Source organism: Nonomuraea sp. NPDC005983 (assembly GCF_040614375.1).
GTDB lineage: Bacteria > Actinomycetota > Actinomycetes > Streptosporangiales > Streptosporangiaceae > Nonomuraea.
In genome coordinates this window covers 1-15,450 of sequence record NZ_JBEXUP010000182.1, presented here as the reverse complement: position 1 = coordinate 15,450, position 15,450 = coordinate 1, and the positions used below count along the sequence as shown (strand labels likewise).

The 15,450-nt window shown below is 71.1% G+C and carries 15 protein-coding genes and 1 pseudogene; 9 read left to right on the top strand and 7 right to left on the bottom strand.

All coding sequences use genetic code 11. The annotated features are described in order from the left end of the window. Positions 1 to 208: 208 nt before the first annotated feature. On the bottom strand, positions 209 to 2,194 hold the full coding sequence (locus tag ABZ297_RS42230; RefSeq protein ID WP_355358633.1) for a BTAD domain-containing putative transcriptional regulator: 1,986 nt from the start codon (positions 2,192 to 2,194) through the stop codon (positions 209 to 211). 89 nt (positions 2,195 to 2,283) lie between these two features. Between ABZ297_RS42230 and ABZ297_RS42225 the strand changes: the two genes are divergently transcribed. The 3 genes from ABZ297_RS42225 to ABZ297_RS42215 all read left to right on the top strand — a co-directional run bounded on the left by ABZ297_RS42225 (position 2,284) and on the right by ABZ297_RS42215 (position 4,180). Beyond that, complete coding sequence (locus ABZ297_RS42225; protein WP_355358630.1) at positions 2,284 to 3,162, top strand: alpha/beta hydrolase; 879 nt, start codon at positions 2,284 to 2,286, stop codon at positions 3,160 to 3,162. 165 nt (positions 3,163 to 3,327) lie between these two features. After that, positions 3,328 to 3,831 (top strand): hypothetical protein, encoded by a 504-nt coding sequence (locus ABZ297_RS42220; RefSeq protein ID WP_355358627.1) that lies wholly within the window; start codon positions 3,328 to 3,330, stop codon positions 3,829 to 3,831. 154 nt (positions 3,832 to 3,985) lie between these two features. Beyond that, positions 3,986 to 4,180, top strand: a complete 195-nt coding sequence (locus ABZ297_RS42215) for a hypothetical protein (RefSeq protein ID WP_355358624.1) — start codon at positions 3,986 to 3,988, stop codon at positions 4,178 to 4,180. Positions 4,181 to 4,195: 15 nt separating this feature from the next. On the opposite strand, the gene ABZ297_RS42210 is transcribed toward ABZ297_RS42215, so the two are convergent. After that, positions 4,196 to 4,981 carry a helix-turn-helix transcriptional regulator gene (locus ABZ297_RS42210; RefSeq protein ID WP_355358621.1) on the bottom strand — a complete coding sequence of 262 codons (786 nt, stop codon included), beginning with the start codon at positions 4,979 to 4,981 and terminating at the stop codon, positions 4,196 to 4,198. 88 nt (positions 4,982 to 5,069) lie between these two features. Here ABZ297_RS42210 and ABZ297_RS42205 point away from each other — a divergent pair, with 88 nt between their 5' ends. After that, entirely contained in the window at positions 5,070 to 5,459 is a 390-nt protein-coding gene (locus ABZ297_RS42205; RefSeq protein WP_355358618.1) for a nuclear transport factor 2 family protein, read from the top strand. Positions 5,460 to 5,652: 193 nt separating this feature from the next. Here the strand turns inward: ABZ297_RS42205 and ABZ297_RS42200 are convergent, their stop codons facing one another. Beyond that, on the bottom strand, positions 5,653 to 6,795 hold the full coding sequence (locus tag ABZ297_RS42200) for a serine hydrolase domain-containing protein (RefSeq protein WP_355358615.1): 1,143 nt from the start codon (positions 6,793 to 6,795) through the stop codon (positions 5,653 to 5,655). Positions 6,796 to 6,870: 75 nt separating this feature from the next. Beyond that, a complete protein-coding gene (locus ABZ297_RS42195) occupies positions 6,871 to 7,365 on the bottom strand; it encodes an FBP domain-containing protein (RefSeq protein WP_355358612.1) in 495 nt (164 codons plus the stop codon). 72 nt (positions 7,366 to 7,437) lie between these two features. On the opposite strand from ABZ297_RS42195, the gene ABZ297_RS42190 reads away from it, so the two are divergent. Next, entirely contained in the window at positions 7,438 to 8,043 is a 606-nt protein-coding gene (locus tag ABZ297_RS42190; RefSeq protein WP_355358610.1) for a TetR-like C-terminal domain-containing protein, read from the top strand. A 23-nt stretch (positions 8,044 to 8,066) separates the two neighbouring features. Here the strand turns inward: ABZ297_RS42190 and ABZ297_RS42185 are convergent, their stop codons facing one another. Together ABZ297_RS42185 and ABZ297_RS42180 are read right to left on the bottom strand one after the other, a co-directional pair. Continuing rightward, entirely contained in the window at positions 8,067 to 9,440 is a 1,374-nt protein-coding gene (locus tag ABZ297_RS42185; RefSeq protein ID WP_355358607.1) for an ATP-binding protein, read from the bottom strand. Then, positions 9,437 to 10,120 (bottom strand): response regulator transcription factor, encoded by a 684-nt coding sequence (locus tag ABZ297_RS42180; protein WP_355358604.1) that lies wholly within the window; start codon positions 10,118 to 10,120, stop codon positions 9,437 to 9,439. Before ABZ297_RS42180 ends, ABZ297_RS42185 begins: the two co-directional genes overlap by 4 nt. A gap of 102 nt (positions 10,121 to 10,222) precedes the next feature. Here ABZ297_RS42180 and ABZ297_RS42175 point away from each other — a divergent pair, with 102 nt between their 5' ends. From ABZ297_RS42175 to ABZ297_RS42160, 4 genes are all read left to right on the top strand, one after another. Then, the gene (locus ABZ297_RS42175; RefSeq protein WP_355358601.1) at positions 10,223 to 10,930 is read left to right on the top strand and encodes an ABC transporter ATP-binding protein; all 708 of its coding nucleotides are present in this window, start codon (positions 10,223 to 10,225) and stop codon (positions 10,928 to 10,930) included. Next, positions 10,927 to 13,239 (top strand): FtsX-like permease family protein, encoded by a 2,313-nt coding sequence (locus ABZ297_RS42170; RefSeq protein WP_355358598.1) that lies wholly within the window; start codon positions 10,927 to 10,929, stop codon positions 13,237 to 13,239. The genes ABZ297_RS42175 and ABZ297_RS42170 overlap by 4 nt, the downstream gene beginning before the upstream one ends. A 159-nt stretch (positions 13,240 to 13,398) precedes the next feature. Further along, positions 13,399 to 13,698, top strand: coding sequence for a hypothetical protein (locus ABZ297_RS42165; protein WP_355358595.1), 300 nt, complete (start codon positions 13,399 to 13,401; stop codon positions 13,696 to 13,698). Continuing rightward, complete coding sequence (locus tag ABZ297_RS42160) at positions 13,695 to 14,618, top strand: RNA polymerase sigma-70 factor (protein ID WP_355358592.1); 924 nt, start codon at positions 13,695 to 13,697, stop codon at positions 14,616 to 14,618. Before ABZ297_RS42165 ends, ABZ297_RS42160 begins: the two co-directional genes overlap by 4 nt. Before the next feature lie 402 nt (positions 14,619 to 15,020). Here the strand turns inward: ABZ297_RS42160 and ABZ297_RS42155 are convergent. After that, positions 15,021 to 15,450, bottom strand: a pseudogene (locus tag ABZ297_RS42155) (RNA polymerase subunit sigma-24); the annotation flags it as partial.

Below are 15,450 nucleotides of genomic sequence, written 5' to 3'. Positions count from 1 at the left end.
AACCTGAAAGGTCAGGGCACGCTCGCGCCCTAGCGGGCACTCCCACGTGGGCCTTCACCCCCGGCGTAAACGCCGGAGCACTGGCCCACATTCTGATCGAGCCCGGCGTACAGAGCCCTGCCTATCCGCGCGCGAGCTGTCCCGTAGAAACCAGAACACCTGACCTTCCGGCACGAACCACTCACACACCAAAGATCGAACCCACAGTTCAGTGAGGACGCCCGAGGGCGGCGGCGAGATCGCCCAAATGCTTCGAGACCGGACCGACGGTGAGGAGCCCGCTGCCCGCCCCGCCCAGCTCCGCCGCCGCCGGGGCGAGCTCGGCTTGGGCGCGCTCCATCGTCTCGCGGTCGCCGACGGTGATGGCCGCTCGGGCGGTAAGGCACCACAGGGCCTCGAACAGCAGGTCGCGAGGCGGGTCCGGTACGTTGCGCAGCACCGCCGCGGCCTCTGTGCGGCGGTCCTGGGCCAGCAGCCGCAGGGGGCGGGTCCAGGTCTCGTAGGGCCCCCAGTCGGTGTCTTCGCCGGCCTGGACGGGCAGCGCGTGCCGCACACGCAGGCACAGCAGCGCGAGCGGCAGCAGGCCGTGCTCCAGCCCGGGCATGCCGGCGCCGTCCAGCCGGGCGGCGGCGTCCCTGTAGGCCGCCTCCGCCTCGGCCGCCGAGCCGGTCTCGGCGAGCCGCAGCGCGGCGTACCACTGGGTGAACACGCCCACCAGCGGCAGCTCATGGCGCGCGGCCAAGCAATCCGCGGCGGTCGCATGGCGGTCGGCTGCGGCGAAGTCCGCCAGGGCGCTGCACGCCTGGAGGCGGATGAGGTGGCCGAGGACCTCGGAGCCGACCAGGCCGTGCCGGGCGGACAGGGCGACCAGCTCGGCGCCGATCTCGTCGCGGCGCGGCGCCAGACCGGCGCGGTCGAAGCTCTGCATGAACACGGCGTTGAGCGCGAACGCCAGGAGCGCCGGATCGTCCAGGCGACGGGCGATCTCCTCCGCCTGCCGGGCGGCCTGAGGCCCGCGCGCCGCGCGGGTGCCACGCGTCTCCTGGGCGATCGTGGCCAGCAGCCGGGCCCGCGCCGCCTCGTACCCGCTCGGTGGGAGGGCGGTCAGGGTACGCTCGGCCGCCGCGACCGCCTGTGCGGCCTGCTCCGGGTCGTCGACCCGCGTCCAGATCGCCGGGACGTCGTAGGCGCCGATCACGCGGGCGGTCAGTTCCGCGTCGCCCAGTTCCTCGGCCGCCGCGATGGCCGCCACGCGGTGCCGGCGGGCTTCCTGAAGACCGCTGCCGCCGGTCACCGCGAGGTTGCGCAGCAGCCCCACCGTCGACTCCAGGCGCGCCCGGGCCCCTGATGGGACGGCGCGGTCGTAGGCGGCCGCCGTCTGCGCCCACACCCGCGCCGCCCCGCCCGGCTCGGGGTCGAGGTGGACGGCGTGAGCGAGGATGTCGGCCTCCAGGCCGCGCAGCCGTGGGCCCGGGTCCACGCCCAGTTGCTCGACCAGAAGCGTGCGCGCCCGGCGCAGGACCGCCAGCGCGTCGCCCTGGCGTCCGGTGCGGTACAGCGCCAGGGCCAGCAGCCGCCAGGCGTCCTCCCGCCACGGGTGCTCTGCCACGTGCGCATCCAGGTCCGCCGCCGCCTCGGCTGCCAGGCCCAGGGACAGGCGGGCCTCGGCCTGCCGCTCGACGGCGTGCAGCCGCAGTTCGGCGAGGCGGGAGCGCTCCGCGCGGGCCCAGGGCTGGTCGGCGAACTCGGCGTAGGCGGGCCCGCGCCAGCACTCCAGCACCTGGTGAAGCCGCGCGAGCACGTCCCCTGGTGGCAGCGTGGAGGCGGCGGCCACCGCCTGCTCGAAGCGCCAGGCGTCCACCGTGTCGGGCTCGGCGCGCAGCGCGTACCCGGGCCCCTCGGTGACCAGCAACCGGGCCGGAGAGCGGGGCGGACGTCGGGGTTCCAGCGCGCGGCGCAGCGCGGCAACGAAGGTGCGCACCGCGCCCACCGCGTCAGCGGGCGGGTCCGGCCACAGGTCGTCGACCAGGCGGGTGACGGGGACGACGCGGCGACGGGCGATGATCAGCCGGGCCAGCACCGCTCGGTGCCGAGGCCCCTTCAGGGCGATCGCGTCTCCGGTGTCGTCCCAGGCCATCACCGGCCCCAGCACGCCGAACAGGACCCGCACCCCTGACCATCCTTTCCGCGGCATGTCGCCCCCAAGCCACGGTAGCGCGCTCATTCGATGCTCATCCGCGCCTGGAACGCTGAGGCCGACCCACCACAGAAAGGGACGAAATCATGGCGCCTGCCATCACCGGCTTCGACTATCAGCACGTCCCCGTCGCCGATGGCGTGTCGCTCAACGCGGCCGTCGGCGGCTCGGGCACTCCGATCGTGCTGCTGCACGGCTTCCCGCAGACCCACCTGATGTGGCGGCATGTGGCCGCCGACCTCGCGGCCGACCACACCGTGATCTGCCCCGACCTGCGCGGCTACGGCGCCAGCGACAAACCCGCCGACACCGACGGCACCGCCTACGCCAAGCGCACCATGGCCGTCGACATCGTCGCCTTGGCCCGCGCGCTCGGGCACGAGCGCTTCGCGCTGGCCGGGCACGACCGTGGCGCCCTGGTCGCCTTCCGCGCCGCACTCGACCACCCCGAGACGATCACCCATCTCGCCTGCCTGGACGTGCTCCCGACCCTGGACATGTGGGACGTGATGCACGGCACCACCGCCGCCGTCGGCTTCCACCTGTACCTGATGGCCCAGCCTCCCGGCCTGCCCGAGCAGCTGATAGCCGCCGGCTCGGACGCCTTCTTCGGCCACTTCCTCGACATCTGGGCCAACGACCCGCAGGCCGTTCCCGCCGACGTCCGCGCCGCCTACCTGGACGCCTGCCGCGACGCGGTGCCCTCGATCGTCGCCGACTACCGCGCCTCCGCCGGCATCGACGTCGACCACGACCAGGCCGACCGCGCGGCCGGTAACCGGTTGCGGATGCCGGTCACCGTGCTCCAGCAGGACTGGGGCGCCGCCCTCGGCTTCGACGCCGCCGCGCTGTGGCAGGCCTGGGCGTCCGACCTGCGGCACGTCGGCGTGACCTGCGGCCATTTCATGGCCGAGGAAGCCCCCGCCGACATCGCCAAGGCCCTGCGGGACCTGCTCGCCCGCTGAACGTCCCCGACGATGCCACCCGGTCGGCGACGGCGGTAACGGTCCGGGGGATCGGCCGGGTGGGCGCGGAGGGACCCCAGCAGCAGGGCCACGAGCGGACGGGACGCGGCCCGCATCACATCGGGGGGCACTCGATTCGAGCGGGAATCGAGAAGAATAGCCCGTATGCCCACCCCATCCGCGCCGGTGACGAGGCGCGTCCGCAACCTTGCGGTCCTGGAGTTCGTCAACATCCCCATCATCTCCCTGGCGTTGATCGGCAGGTTGGGGATGCCCCTAACTCCGGCCAACCTGACCGGGCTCCTGCTGGTCCTGGTCCTGTTGGCTGAGGGCGGCGCGTACTGGTGGCTGAAGCTCGCCCAGCTCACTTCGCGATCAGCTGTTCCGGCGGGGATCGGCGTGTATCGCGTCCTGGCGCGCGTCAACCTTGCCTTGCTGGCGGGTGGTGCTGTCGTGATCGGTGCGGGACTGGTCCGCAGCGGCTTCGGCACGCAGGTGTGGCCGGGCTTAGCACTGTGGGTGTTCGCGGTGCTGGAGTACGTGAACTACTTTCACCTGCAGCTGATGCACGACAACCGTGCTGACCTGTCCCGCTTGGCAAGGACCGGGCGCCTGCACCGCTCCCATCTCGCTCGCGACCTTGCCCGTGCCTCCGCAAGGCCGCGTTAGTGCGTGCGGATGCTGCGTCAGCGCAGGTCAGTGGCGCCCCCCGCACCCATCGATCGGTTCCGCCCGCGAGTTCCACCCCCGCAGCCTTGTGGGGGCTCCGGCTGTAGCCGGTGGGCGGAGGTAGGTCACGACCGCGCCGTCTTCCGTCCCGTCGGTGCGGTCGGTCGGCCGCGTGGGCTTTGTCGCGCTGCGTGGCGGTTCCGGTGGCGGCGGCGATCCACATGGCGGTCCAGACGACGCCCTGGCCGACGACGATGAGGCCGGGCACCAGCAGGCCGTACCCGGCCTCGGCATCGAAGCCGAAGGCCAGGGCGGCGGTACCGGCCACCCCGAACGGCGCCCTCGTTGATCAGGGGGCAGGTGGCTACGTGTCGGCTGGAGCGTCAGCGCCGGGCTTCGTGAAGTAGGCGGCGCTCTCCGCGTCCGTCGGGTAGTACGACTCGATCGCGATCTCGTCCAGCGTGATGTCCATCGGGGTGCCGAACGTGGTGGTCGTCGAGAACAGCCGCAGTTCCCGGCCGCCGAAGCGAAAGATCATCGGGATCACGACCTCGGACTCGATCGGGTGGCTCGCCTCCTCGGAGCCGGGCGCCAGCAGTTCCTCGTAGAGCGCAGTGAGCTCGGAGTCGGGAGCAGCGGCAAGCTGACGCGCGATTCGGGCACGGAGCACCACACGCATCTCGGCCAGATTGACGATCCGAGGAGCGAGCCCGCGCGGGTCCAGTCCCAGCCGCAGCATGTTGATCGGCGGTCGCAGCAGGTCGGGGGCGACGTCTGCGAGGAACGGGTCGACAGCGCGATTGGTCATCACGATGTTCCATCGGTGATCCAGGACCAGCGCCGGGAACGGCTCGTGTGCGCGGAGCACCTTCTCAACCGCGTCCCAGGCCGCCGACAGCGCGTTCCCGTCGAGCGGCCGCTCGGCGTACCGGGGTGCGAAGCCGGCGGCGAGCAACAGCCGGTTGCGCTCACGCAACGGCACATCGAGCTGATCGGCGAGCCGGAGGACCATGTCGGCGCTCGGCTTGGACTTGCCGGTCTCCACCAGGCTGACGTGACGAGCTGAGACGTCGGCGGCGATCGCAAGATCGAGTTGGCTGAGTCGCCGACGATGCCGCCATTGCCGCAACAGCTCCCCGACCGTGTACATGACCGCCGACGCTACTCCTCGTGGAGCCGTGCGCCAATGAAATCCGAGTTCATCGACGACCGTCGCCAACGGCAGACACACTGCCTCCATGACTACAGAGAACAAGAGCATCGTCCAACGGGCGCTGACGGAACTGGTCGGGACGGGCGACGTCGATGCGCTCGCGCCGTTGCTGAGCGATGACTTCGTCCATCACCGGCCGGATTCGACCTCGTCGACCAAGGCGGAGTGGCTCGCCGCCGTACGCGCCGCGCTCATCCCGCTCGCCGGCATGCAAGTCGAGGTCCATCACGTGCTGGCCGACGGTGATCACGTCGTGATGTACTCGCGGCGCTGGCTTCCCGGCGCCGAGCCGGGGATCGCGGTCGTCGATATCTGGCGGCTCGACAATGGGCTGATCGCCGAGGCGTGGGAGATCATCGAGCCGGTGGCCCAGGCGGCCGCCCATCTGGTGTGGTGGGAATCCGCTGATCACTGACCTGGCCACGAGCCGGGAGTAGCGGTCGTGGACACCTGGGGCATCGAGGACGGCCCGATGCCCCAACACCCGGCCCGGCAGCGAAGCACCGAAGTCGACGCCGTCACAGCCCGAGATCCCCGAGCACACCGCACACCCTGACGCGCCTGAAAAGAACGGGGCAGCTTGTACCCGGCCCTCTGCCTTACCCGCATCAACCGTCTGCCAGGCACTTGCGCACAGCCTCGATCAGGCGGTTGGCACGGGCGTCGCCGTGGCCGATCATGCGGTTGGCGACGTACGCGAAGCCCACGCCGAACTCGTCGTCACCGAAGGCGAACTGTCCGCCCGCTCCGTCGTTGCCGAAGCTGCGCCGCCCCAGCATCGGCCGGAAGGCCGAGTCGAGCAGGAAGCCCGAGCCCCAGCGCGCCCCGGCATCGAAGCCCAGCCATCCCTTGCCGGCGGAAACCTCGCGGACCGCGTCCGTCACGGTGTCCGGCGTGAGCAGCCGCTCTCGGCCTTCAATGCCGGTCACGGCCGCCGCGTACAGTCCAGCGAGGCCACTCGCTGAGGCCGTGGCACCCGCTCCGGGCAACTCCATGCCGAGCAACGCCGGGTCGTTCCAGCCGCGCGACTCGTCTAGGCCGGGGAAGACCAGCGCGCCGTTCATCGTCACGATGCGGGTGAGCAGGTGTTCAGGTCCTGGCATTCCAGGCCGCCCTTCGGCCTCGACGAGCCGGGCACGGCCGTCCATCTCCTCGGCGGGCAGGCCGATCCAGGCCCGCAGCCGCAGCGGCTCTCCCACGGCGCGGCGGAAGTACGCGCCAGGGGTGAGCCCGGTGATGCGCCGGATGACCTCACCGATGAGGAACCCGAAGACGTGGCCGTGGTACTCGTACGCCGTGCCCGGCTCCCACAGCGGTTCCTGCTCCTCGATGGCGTGGATCACCGGTGTCCAGGCGGCGATCTCCTCGAAGCTGAGCACCGGGTCAAGGGCGGGGAGCCCTGCCCGGTGTCCGAGGACCATGCGACAGGTGATGCCCTCCTTGCCGTGCTGCGCGAACTCGGGCCAGTACCGGCTCACCGGGGCATCGAGCTCGAGGTGTCCCTCCTGCGCGAGGAGGTGGGCGCAGATGCCGACGATGCCCTTGGCGCAGGAGAAGACGGGCACGACCGTGTCCTCGATCCACGGCCGGCCGGTCCGCTCGTCCGCGACCCCACCCCACAGGTCCACGACCTTGCGTCCGTCGACGAACACGGTGACGGCCGCGCCGAGTTCACCATATTCGGCGAAGTTTCGGGAGAAGGCGTCTGCGACTGCCCCGAACCGTTGGTCGGCCCATCCGCTGTGCTCCACGGTGATCCTCTTTCTCGTGATGTCGATGGTTGCGACGCAGGCGCACGCGCGTGGGCCTCGAGTAGCCGCCCCGGTTCACACCATGACCTTGTCCAGGAACGCGGACAGTTTGCTCCTGGTGCGATCGATCTGCTGCTCCACCGTCAGGGTCTCTTCGAGGCGCCCTCCCAGGTCCGGGATCTTCTTGCCGCGCACGTACAGGGAGCAGGCGAGGTCGGTGCACACGTACACGCCGACCGAGTTGCTGTCCCGGCCGGCCTGGCCCGCTCGCCGGGCGGTCATCAGGGAGACGCCGCTGCCGGGATGCGTGGTGAGGCACAGGGAGCACATTCCGCGGTGGAGACTCCCGCGCCGCTCGGCGGCCAGGCGGAGCGCCACGCCGACGACCTCGCCGCCGCGATCGGTCACGAGGTAGCCGCGATCCGGAGCGCCGGAGTCGCGCCATCCCAGGAAGTCAAGGTCATCCCAGGGCTGCTCGGTGAGGCCCCGTGGGAGCGTCAGCCGCTTGGCCTCCCCTTTGGAGCAGTTGACGAACGATGCACGGATTTCCTGTTCAGTGACTGCTTTCATGGCGCGGAACGCTACAATCCCTAGGAATATTATGCAACTACCTAGTAGCTCTAGGAAGCGTGGAGGTGGCGGATGGCTCGTGCGGGACTCACAGCCGAGCGCGTGACGACAGCGGCCGCGGACCTGGCGGACGCCGTCGGGTTCGAGAACATCACCGTGTCCGCGCTGGCGCGGAGCTTCGGGGTCAAGGACGCGAGCCTGTACGCGCACGTCAGGAACCTTCAGGACCTGCGGGAACGGGTCGCGCTGCTGGCCGCGGGAGAGCTGGCCGACCGCATCGCCGCGGCGGTCGCGGGCCGGGCCGGGAAGGACGCGATGGCCGCGTTCGCCAACGCCTACCGCGACTACGCGCTGGCCCACCCCGGCCGCTACGCAGCGACCCAGGCGGTCCAACTGGACCCCGCCGTGCTCGCCACGTCCACCGTCTACATCCGCACCATCGAGCTCACCCACGCGATGCTGCGCGCATACAACCTGGTCGAGCCGGACCTGACCGACGCGGGCCGCCTGTTGCGCAGTGCCTTCCACGGCTACATCACCCTGGAGGCCAACGGCGGATTCAGCCACTCCCGCGACGTGCAGAAGTCCTGGGAGCGGGCCCTTGACGGCCTCCACCTCCTGTTGGAGAACTGGCCCGCGGATCCGTCACCTCACGCGGCGGAGGAAGAAAGGACATGACGGGAGTGCGCCCGCCTCGCTGATCATGGATCCCCTCCTCCGGAGGGTGCGCCTGCTGCTCCCAGGGTGAGGCCCACGACGGCGCCGCCGCCCAAGCGGTTGGCGGCGAAGGCAGTGCCGCCGTGGCGGTGCGCGACCTCCTTGACGATGGCCAGGCCCAGGCCGGAGCCGGGCAGGCCGCGGGTGTCGACCGCGCGGTAGAAACGGTCGAAGACGCGTTCCAGGTCGTGCTCGGCGATGCCCGGGCCCCGGTCGCGGACCTCGATCCGGTGGGCCTGCGCGACCAGCTCGATCGGCTCGGTGCCGTCAGGGTCGAACTTCGCGGCGTTGTCGAGCAGGTTGGACAGGGCGCGCTGGAGTGCCGCCCGGCGTGCCGTGACCACGGTGGGGACGGCGCGCACCTGGATCTCCCGCCCGCTTCGGCGCCTGGCCATGGCCGCCGTCTTCTCGGCGAGGTCGGCGAGCTGGATCTCGACTGCCTCCTCGCCCTCGCGCTCGCCTGCGGCCAGCTCCATCAGCTCGTCGACCAGGGTGGTCAGCTCGCGCCCCTCCTGGACCAGGTCCCGCAGTAGGTCCTGCCGGTCTTGGGGCGGCAACTCGCTGAGGCGGCTCAGCATCGCGATGTTGGTACGCAGGCTCGTGAGCGGGGTGCGCAGTTCGTGCCCTGCGTCCTGGACCAGGCGTTGCTGGTCGTGCCTGGAGGTGGCGAGGCGGCCGAGCATGTCGTCGAAGGAGCGGCCGAGCCGGCCGATCTCGTCCTGGCCGGTGACCGGCACGGCCACCTCCAGCCTGCCGGTGGAGGCGACCTCTTCGGCGACGGCGGTCAGCCGGATCAGTCGGCGGGTGCTTCTGCGGGCCAGCCACCATCCCACCACCGCCGCGATGACGACGGCGGCGCCGGCCACGAGCATGACGCGCCGACCCAGCTGGGCCAGGAGCTCTTCGGTGTCGCTGAGCCGCTGGGTGATCTGGATGACGCCGCGGTCGTTGCCGAGTGGCACGGTGGCGGTGCGGTAGCGGGCGCCGCCGATGGCGACCTCGCCTCGAGGGCCGTACGCGGGCTGCCGGACCGTGCCCGGCCGGTCCGAGGGCAGCGGGACAGGGGACTGCGCTGCGGCCTCGGGGCCCAGGATCTGGATGCTGATCCGGGCGGCCCGGAACAGCCCGGGCAGCAGGTGCCGGCGGGGGTCGTCGGTGGTGAAGTCCTCGGCTGCGAAGCGTCCCTGCCGCACCTGGATCCGCAGGTCGTTGACGATCCCCGCGAAGACGGCCTTCTCATCGGCGCGCACCATGGCGGCGGCGGCGTCGTAGCTCAGCCCGCCAACGAGCACGCTGACCAGCGCCCCCATGGCGGCGAAGGCGAGCGCCAGGGTGGTGCGCAGGCTGCGGCGGCTCATGGCCGCCTCAGGGTGTAGCCGACCCCGCGTACGGTGTGGATCAGTGGCGGCTGCCCGGGCGGGTCCAGCTTGCGGCGCAGGTAACCGACGTAGACGGCGAGGTTCTTGGCCCCGGGGCCGAAGTCGTAGCCCCAGATGCGCTCGTAGATGGTGGCGTGGCTGAGGACGATGCCCTGGTTGCGGGCCAGCAGTTCGAGCAGGTCGAACTCGGTGCGGGTGAGGGCGAGCTCGCGCGGGCCGCGCCAGGCGCGCCGGGCGGCGGAGTCCAGGCGCAGGTCGGCGACCTGGATGGCGGCGCCGTCCGCCTGGCCGTTCCCGGCGCGGCGCAGCAACGCGCGCAGGCGGGCCAACAGTTCCAGCGGCTCGAACGGCTTGGGCAGGTAGTCGTCCGCGCCGGCGTCCAGGCCGGCCACCCGGTCGGCGGTCTCGACCCGGGCGGTGAGCATCAGGATCGGCCTCTGGTCGCCTTCGGCGCGCAGCACCTGGCAGACGCCGAGCCCGTCGACGCCCGGCATCATCACGTCCAGCACCAGCACGTCGGGGTGGCGATCGTGCGCGGCGGCCAGGGCCTGGACGCCGTCGGCCACGGCGATCACTTCATAGCCTTCCAGGCGGAGGGTACGCGCCAGGGAGTCGCGGATGGGCCGGTCGTCCTCGGCGAGCAGCACGGTGTACGTCACCCGCGAATTGTGCCAATAAGAGTACGTATGTCGGCGTTTTCTTACCGTTCTCTTGCCTGGCTCACGTGGTGCTGTAGCCCGGCCTGGCCAGGCTGATGCGCCATGACAACGGAGAACAACGCGGGAGAGCCCGTCATTCGGGTGGAGGGCCTGCGCAAGGAGTACGGCGAGGCGGCGGCGCTGGACGGAGTCTCCCTGGAGATTCGCGCCGGGGAGTCGGTGGCCGTCATGGGCCCTTCGGGCTGTGGCAAGTCGACCCTGCTCAACATGGTCGGCGGCCTGGACCGCCCGAGTTCGGGCACGATCCTGGTGCACGGGCAGGATCTGGGCCAGCTGGACGAGACCGGCCTGGCGCTGTTCCGCCGCCGGCACATCGGCATGATCTTCCAGTTCTTCAACCTCATCGACGACCTGCCCGCGCTGGACAACGTCGCCCTGGCCGCGCAACTGACCGGCGCCCCAGCCAGGCAGGCCCGGTCGCGCGCACTCGAGCTGCTCCAGGAACTCGGCGTGGCCGAGCGCCGTGACAACTACCCGGCGACTCTGAGCGGGGGCGAGCGTCAGCGCGTGGCCGTCGCCAGAGCCCTGATAAACCGCCCCACCCTCCTGCTGGCCGACGAACCGACTGGAGCGCTGGACAGCAGCTCAGGCCGGCAGGTGATGGACCTGCTTGTCGAGCTCAACCGGCTCGGCCACACCCTGTTGATCGTCACCCACGACCCGCAGCTGGCCACCCGCTGCGCCACCCGGCTGGTCGAGTTCGCCGACGGCAGGGTGGTGCGCCAGAGCGCGCTGGAGCCGACCTCATGAGCGCGGTGTGGCAGGCCGCGCGCGCGGCGGTGTGGCGGCGCAGGCTGCAGACGCTGGTGATCGGGCTGATCGTGCTCTGTTCCAGCACCACCAGCATGCTCGCGCTGGGGCTGCTCGACGCCGCCACCTCCCCCTTCGACGAGGCCTTCGGCGAGCAGAACGGCGCCCACCTGGTCGCCGTCTTCGACACCGCGAAGGTCTCGCGCGCCGAGTTGGAGAGGACCGCCCGGCACAAGGGCGTCGAGGCCGCAGCCGGTCCTTTCGACCAGACCACCGTCACCGTCCCCAAGGGCTCGCCCGCCGTGCCCGCCGGACCTCTCGTCGTGGCGGGCCGGGCCGACCCCGCAGGCGCGGTGGACCGCGTCGAGGTCGTCCACGGGCGCTGGCCCGCCGCCCTCGGAGAGATCGTCGTCAACCAGCGCTTCAACGTCCCGCTCAAGCCCGGCGCCCTGGGCTCGAAGCTCAAGCTACCCGGGGGCAAATCGCTGACCGTCGTCGGCTTCGCCACCAGCATGAGCCAGTCCGCCGGCGCGTGGGTGCTCCCCGAGCAACTGGCCGTGCTCGCCCCGGCCGCAAGCCAGATGCTCTACCGCTTCGCCTCAGCCGCTACAGAGGAGCAGATCCGCACGAGCCTGGCCACCATCACCGCGGAGCTGCCCAAGGGGGCGCTGAGCAGCTCTCGCTCCTATCTCTCCATCAAGGCGGCCTTCTCCGGCCAGAGCGACGACTATCTGCCCTTCATGATGGTCTTCGGCGTCCTCGGGTTGGCGGTCGCGGTCCTGATCGTGGGCAACGTCATCAGCGGCGCGGTCATCTCGGGGTTCAAGCACATCGGCGTGCTCAAGGCGCTGGGCTTCACCCCGAACCAGGTGGTCGCGGTCTACCTCACCATGGTCTGCCTGCCGGCTGTGGCCGGCTGCGTCCTGGGAACCACGCTCGGCGCCCTGCTGACGAAGCCCGTCCTCGAGGCCGCCTTCGAGGGGATCGAGACCGGCAACGCCACCATCGGCGTCAGCGCCTGGGTCCCGGCCGTCGTCTCGATCGCCATGCCCGCGCTGGCCGCCCTCGCCGCGCTGATCCCCGCCCTGCGGGCACACCGGCTCTCGGCCGCCCGGGCCATCAGCGGGGGAGGTGCGCCGCGAACCGGCCATGGGCTTCGGGTGCAGCGCCTGCTCGGCGGGACCCGGCTGCCGCGCTCCCTCAGCCTGGGCCTGGGCCAGCCGTTCGCCCGCCCCGGACGCTCCCTCATGACCATGGGCGCCATCGTCCTCGGGGTGACCACAGTGACCCTCTCCACCGGCCTGACCAGCACGCTCGTCGCCTTCGCCGAGGCCGGGAGCAGCGGTGAGGCCGCCGAGTTCTTCGTGCGCGCCGGCAGGCCGGGACTCGGCCCGACGCGGAAGCTGAGCGATCAGGAGACCGAGAGGATGCTCCGCTCTCTGCCCGGCACCCTCAAGATCACCGCAGGCGTCTTCGTCGGCGTGAACCTAGCCGGTTACCAGCAGCAATCGCTCGACGTGCACTTCCTGCGCGGGGACACGCCGAGCCTGGCCGGCCAGATCGTCAAGGGCCGTTGGCTGGAGGGGCCGGGCGAGGTCGTCGTCCCGCCGTCCTTCCTGTCCCAGCGGGGCCTGAGCGTCGGCGACAAGATCACGCTAACGCTCAAGGGCAAGCAGGCACCGGTCACCATCGTCGGCGAGGCCATGGAGGGCGGGCCTCGCTTCATCTGGTCCTCCTGGCCGACGCTGGCCGCGCTCGCCCCGCAGATCCCGGCCGATGTCTACCAGGTCCAGCTCAAGCCCGGCGCCGACGCCAAGGCCTACTCGCAGGCGGTCCGGTCCGCCGATCCCGGCCTGCGAGCAGAGATCGACGCGGACAAGGGCGAGTCCATCAGCACTCCGACCGTGGTCGGTTTCGCTTCGGTCTTCACCGTGCTGCTCACGCTGGTCGCGGCGCTCGGCGTGTTCAACACCGTCCTGCTGAACACCAGGGAGCGTCGCCGCGACCTGGGCATGCTCAAATCGATCGGCATGACGCCACGACAGGTCACGGTGATGACGATGGCCTCCATGGCGTTTGTGGGTATGGCGGCCGGGTTGCTCGGCATCCCCCTCGGGGTCGCCGGGCACCGCGTCCTTGTGGACAGCGTCGGCTCGATCGTCTTCCCCGAGTCGGCGAAGGCGGTCTGGCATGCGCCCCAGCTCGCCCTGCTGGCCCTGGCGGGCCTGGCGATCGCCGTGCTCGGCGCGCTGCCCCCCGCGCGGTCGGCGGCGCGCCTGACGATCGCCAAGGTGCTGCACACGGAGTAGCCGCCAGGCGCTGTCGGAGAAGTTGCGTACGTCGGCGGAGGCGCTGCGCTACGTCGAGGACGTGCTCATCAGAGCCGGCGGCACGGTACTGCGCTACGGGCCGGGCGCCTCCGATGATCAGGTCGGGCTCGTGCGCAAGCGGCAGTGCCCGCTGGTCGGGTGCATTTCGACGAAGCGGCGAGTGCTACCGTCCTGGCCGTGGAGCAGGAGGTGACGGGCGTGTTCAACGTCGTCGACGACGAGCCCGCCCCGGTCAGCGAGTGGCTGCCGTATCCGGCTGCGTGCTCGGGGGCGAAGCGGCCGATGCGCATCCCCACGTGGCTGGCCCGACTGCTGGCGGGGGACATGGCGATGGCGATGATGACCGAGTGGCTCGGCTTCTCCAACGCCGAGCAGGAGCTCGGCCGGCAGCTGTGCTGCCCCTCGTGGCGTCAGGGTTTCAAGGAGGAGCTGGCATGAGCAGGATCGAGGAGTTCCAGAAGCTGCGGCCGCTGCTGTTCTCGATCGCCTACCGGATCCTGGGCAGCGTGAGCGAGGCCGAGGACGCGGTCCAGGAGACCTGGCTGCGCTTCGAGGCCTCCCCGACACAACCCGCGTCGGCCAAGGCCTTCCTGTCGGCCACGGTGACCCGCATCTCGATCGACGTACTGCGCTCGGCGCGCGTCCAGCGGGAGGAGTACGTCGGGCCGTGGTTCCCCGAGCCGCTGCTCGCCGACCCTTATGAGGATCCGGAGCGGTCGGCGGAGCTGGCCGACTCGGTGTCGATGGCGGCCCTGCTGCTGCTCGAGCGGCTCAGCCCGCTCGAGCGGGCGGTCTTCGTACTGCGGGAGGTGTTCGACTTCGGCTTTCCCGAGGTCGCGTCGGCGGTGGGCCGCTCGGAGGCGGCGTGCCGTCAGCTGGCGGTGCGGGCCCGGCGTCACATGAACGCAGGCCGGCCCCGCTTCGAGGCGGGCCGCCATGAGCGGGAGGAACTGGCGACGCGGTTCTTCGACGCCCTTCGCGAAGGCGACGTCGCCGGCCTGCAGGAACATCTCGCCGCGGACGTATCGATGGTCGGCGACGGCGGCGGCAAGGCCCCGCAGTTGGCCAAGGCCGTCATCGGCGCCGAGAACGTGGCCCGGCTGCTCGCCTCGATCTTCCCCCGGATGGCCCGGATCGATGTGACGTTCGAGCCCCACGAGGTCAACGGCCAGCCGGGCGCGATCTTCCGCGACCGGGACGGCAAGGTCCTCCACACCCTGGTGCTCGATGTACTCGACGGGCAGATCCAGACGATCCGCGCGGTGATCAACCCCGACAAGCTCGGGCACGTTGGCCCGGTAGCGGACGCCTGGGCAATCGACCGCGAAGTAAGACAGGCACGCCGGCCCACGGAGTAACCGCGACAGCCGACCGCACCTCAGCTCCCTGCAAGCAGCTCAACACCTTCACCGGCAGGAGCCCCCGGGGCTGAGGCAGAGAAGACGGCCGGGGAACACCCACAATCCGTGGGCGCTCCCCAGCCGCAGTCGACGTCGCCTACATTCCGACCTGGTGGGTGTCCCCCTGCTGGCGACCGTTCGTGGACGGGGCTTGTCGGTGTTGCGGTTGCGCCAGGGGATGTAGCGGCGGATCACGCTGCCCGGCTCGCGGCGGCGGCGTGCTCGCCGCCGTCGATCGCTTCGAGGGTGTCGACGCATGCAGGCTGAGGTGCCCAACGGCGGCCAGCTTCTCCACGCCGTTGTCGACCTGATGATCGGCCTCGATGACTCAGCCCTTGGCCATCCTGGGTGAGCAGCGCGTCAGGTCGTCGTCCAGGGCCGGAGCTTGTCGGGGTTGCGTACTGCCCAGATGTGCTTGATCCGGTCGCCTGCGACGTCGAACGCCATCACCAGCACGGTGACGCCGTCGTGCTGAGCCGCCAGACCGGGCTGGCCGTTGACCCTGCGCTCCAGGATCGTCAGGTCGGGCGCCTTGTCGGCGATCTCGACCAAGTAGCGCGCGACCTGCTCGCCGCCGTCAACGGGGCGGAGCACGGCGCTGACGAGGCCGCCGCCGTCGCCGGTCGCCGTGGCGTCGGGGTCGAGGAGGCCGATGAGGGCGTCGATGTCCTTGGCTTCCCAGGCCTGCTTGAAGTTCCTGACGATGCCGGCCTGCTGGGCTGCCGGAGCCGCGGGAGCCTGCGACGCGCGGATGCGGCGGCGGGCCGAGGAGGCCAGCTGCCGGCAGGCC

Bases quoted from the DNA above. Each gene is read 5' to 3' on its own strand.
- ABZ297_RS42230 (WP_355358633.1), bottom strand. From the start codon at position 2,194: ATGCCGCGGAAAGGATGGTCAGGGGTGCGGGTCCTGTTCGGCGTGCTG.
- ABZ297_RS42225 (WP_355358630.1), top strand. From the start codon at position 2,284: ATGGCGCCTGCCATCACCGGCTTCGACTATCAGCACGTCCCCGTCGCC.
- ABZ297_RS42220 (WP_355358627.1), top strand. From the start codon at position 3,328: ATGCCCACCCCATCCGCGCCGGTGACGAGGCGCGTCCGCAACCTTGCG.
- ABZ297_RS42210 (WP_355358621.1), bottom strand. From the start codon at position 4,981: ATGTACACGGTCGGGGAGCTGTTGCGGCAATGGCGGCATCGTCGGCGA.
- ABZ297_RS42205 (WP_355358618.1), top strand. From the start codon at position 5,070: ATGACTACAGAGAACAAGAGCATCGTCCAACGGGCGCTGACGGAACTG.
- ABZ297_RS42195 (WP_355358612.1), bottom strand. From the start codon at position 7,365: ATGAAAGCAGTCACTGAACAGGAAATCCGTGCATCGTTCGTCAACTGC.
- ABZ297_RS42190 (WP_355358610.1), top strand. From the start codon at position 7,438: ATGGCTCGTGCGGGACTCACAGCCGAGCGCGTGACGACAGCGGCCGCG.
- ABZ297_RS42185 (WP_355358607.1), bottom strand. From the start codon at position 9,440: ATGAGCCGCCGCAGCCTGCGCACCACCCTGGCGCTCGCCTTCGCCGCC.
- ABZ297_RS42175 (WP_355358601.1), top strand. From the start codon at position 10,223: ATGACAACGGAGAACAACGCGGGAGAGCCCGTCATTCGGGTGGAGGGC.
- ABZ297_RS42170 (WP_355358598.1), top strand. From the start codon at position 10,927: ATGAGCGCGGTGTGGCAGGCCGCGCGCGCGGCGGTGTGGCGGCGCAGG.
- ABZ297_RS42160 (WP_355358592.1), top strand. From the start codon at position 13,695: ATGAGCAGGATCGAGGAGTTCCAGAAGCTGCGGCCGCTGCTGTTCTCG.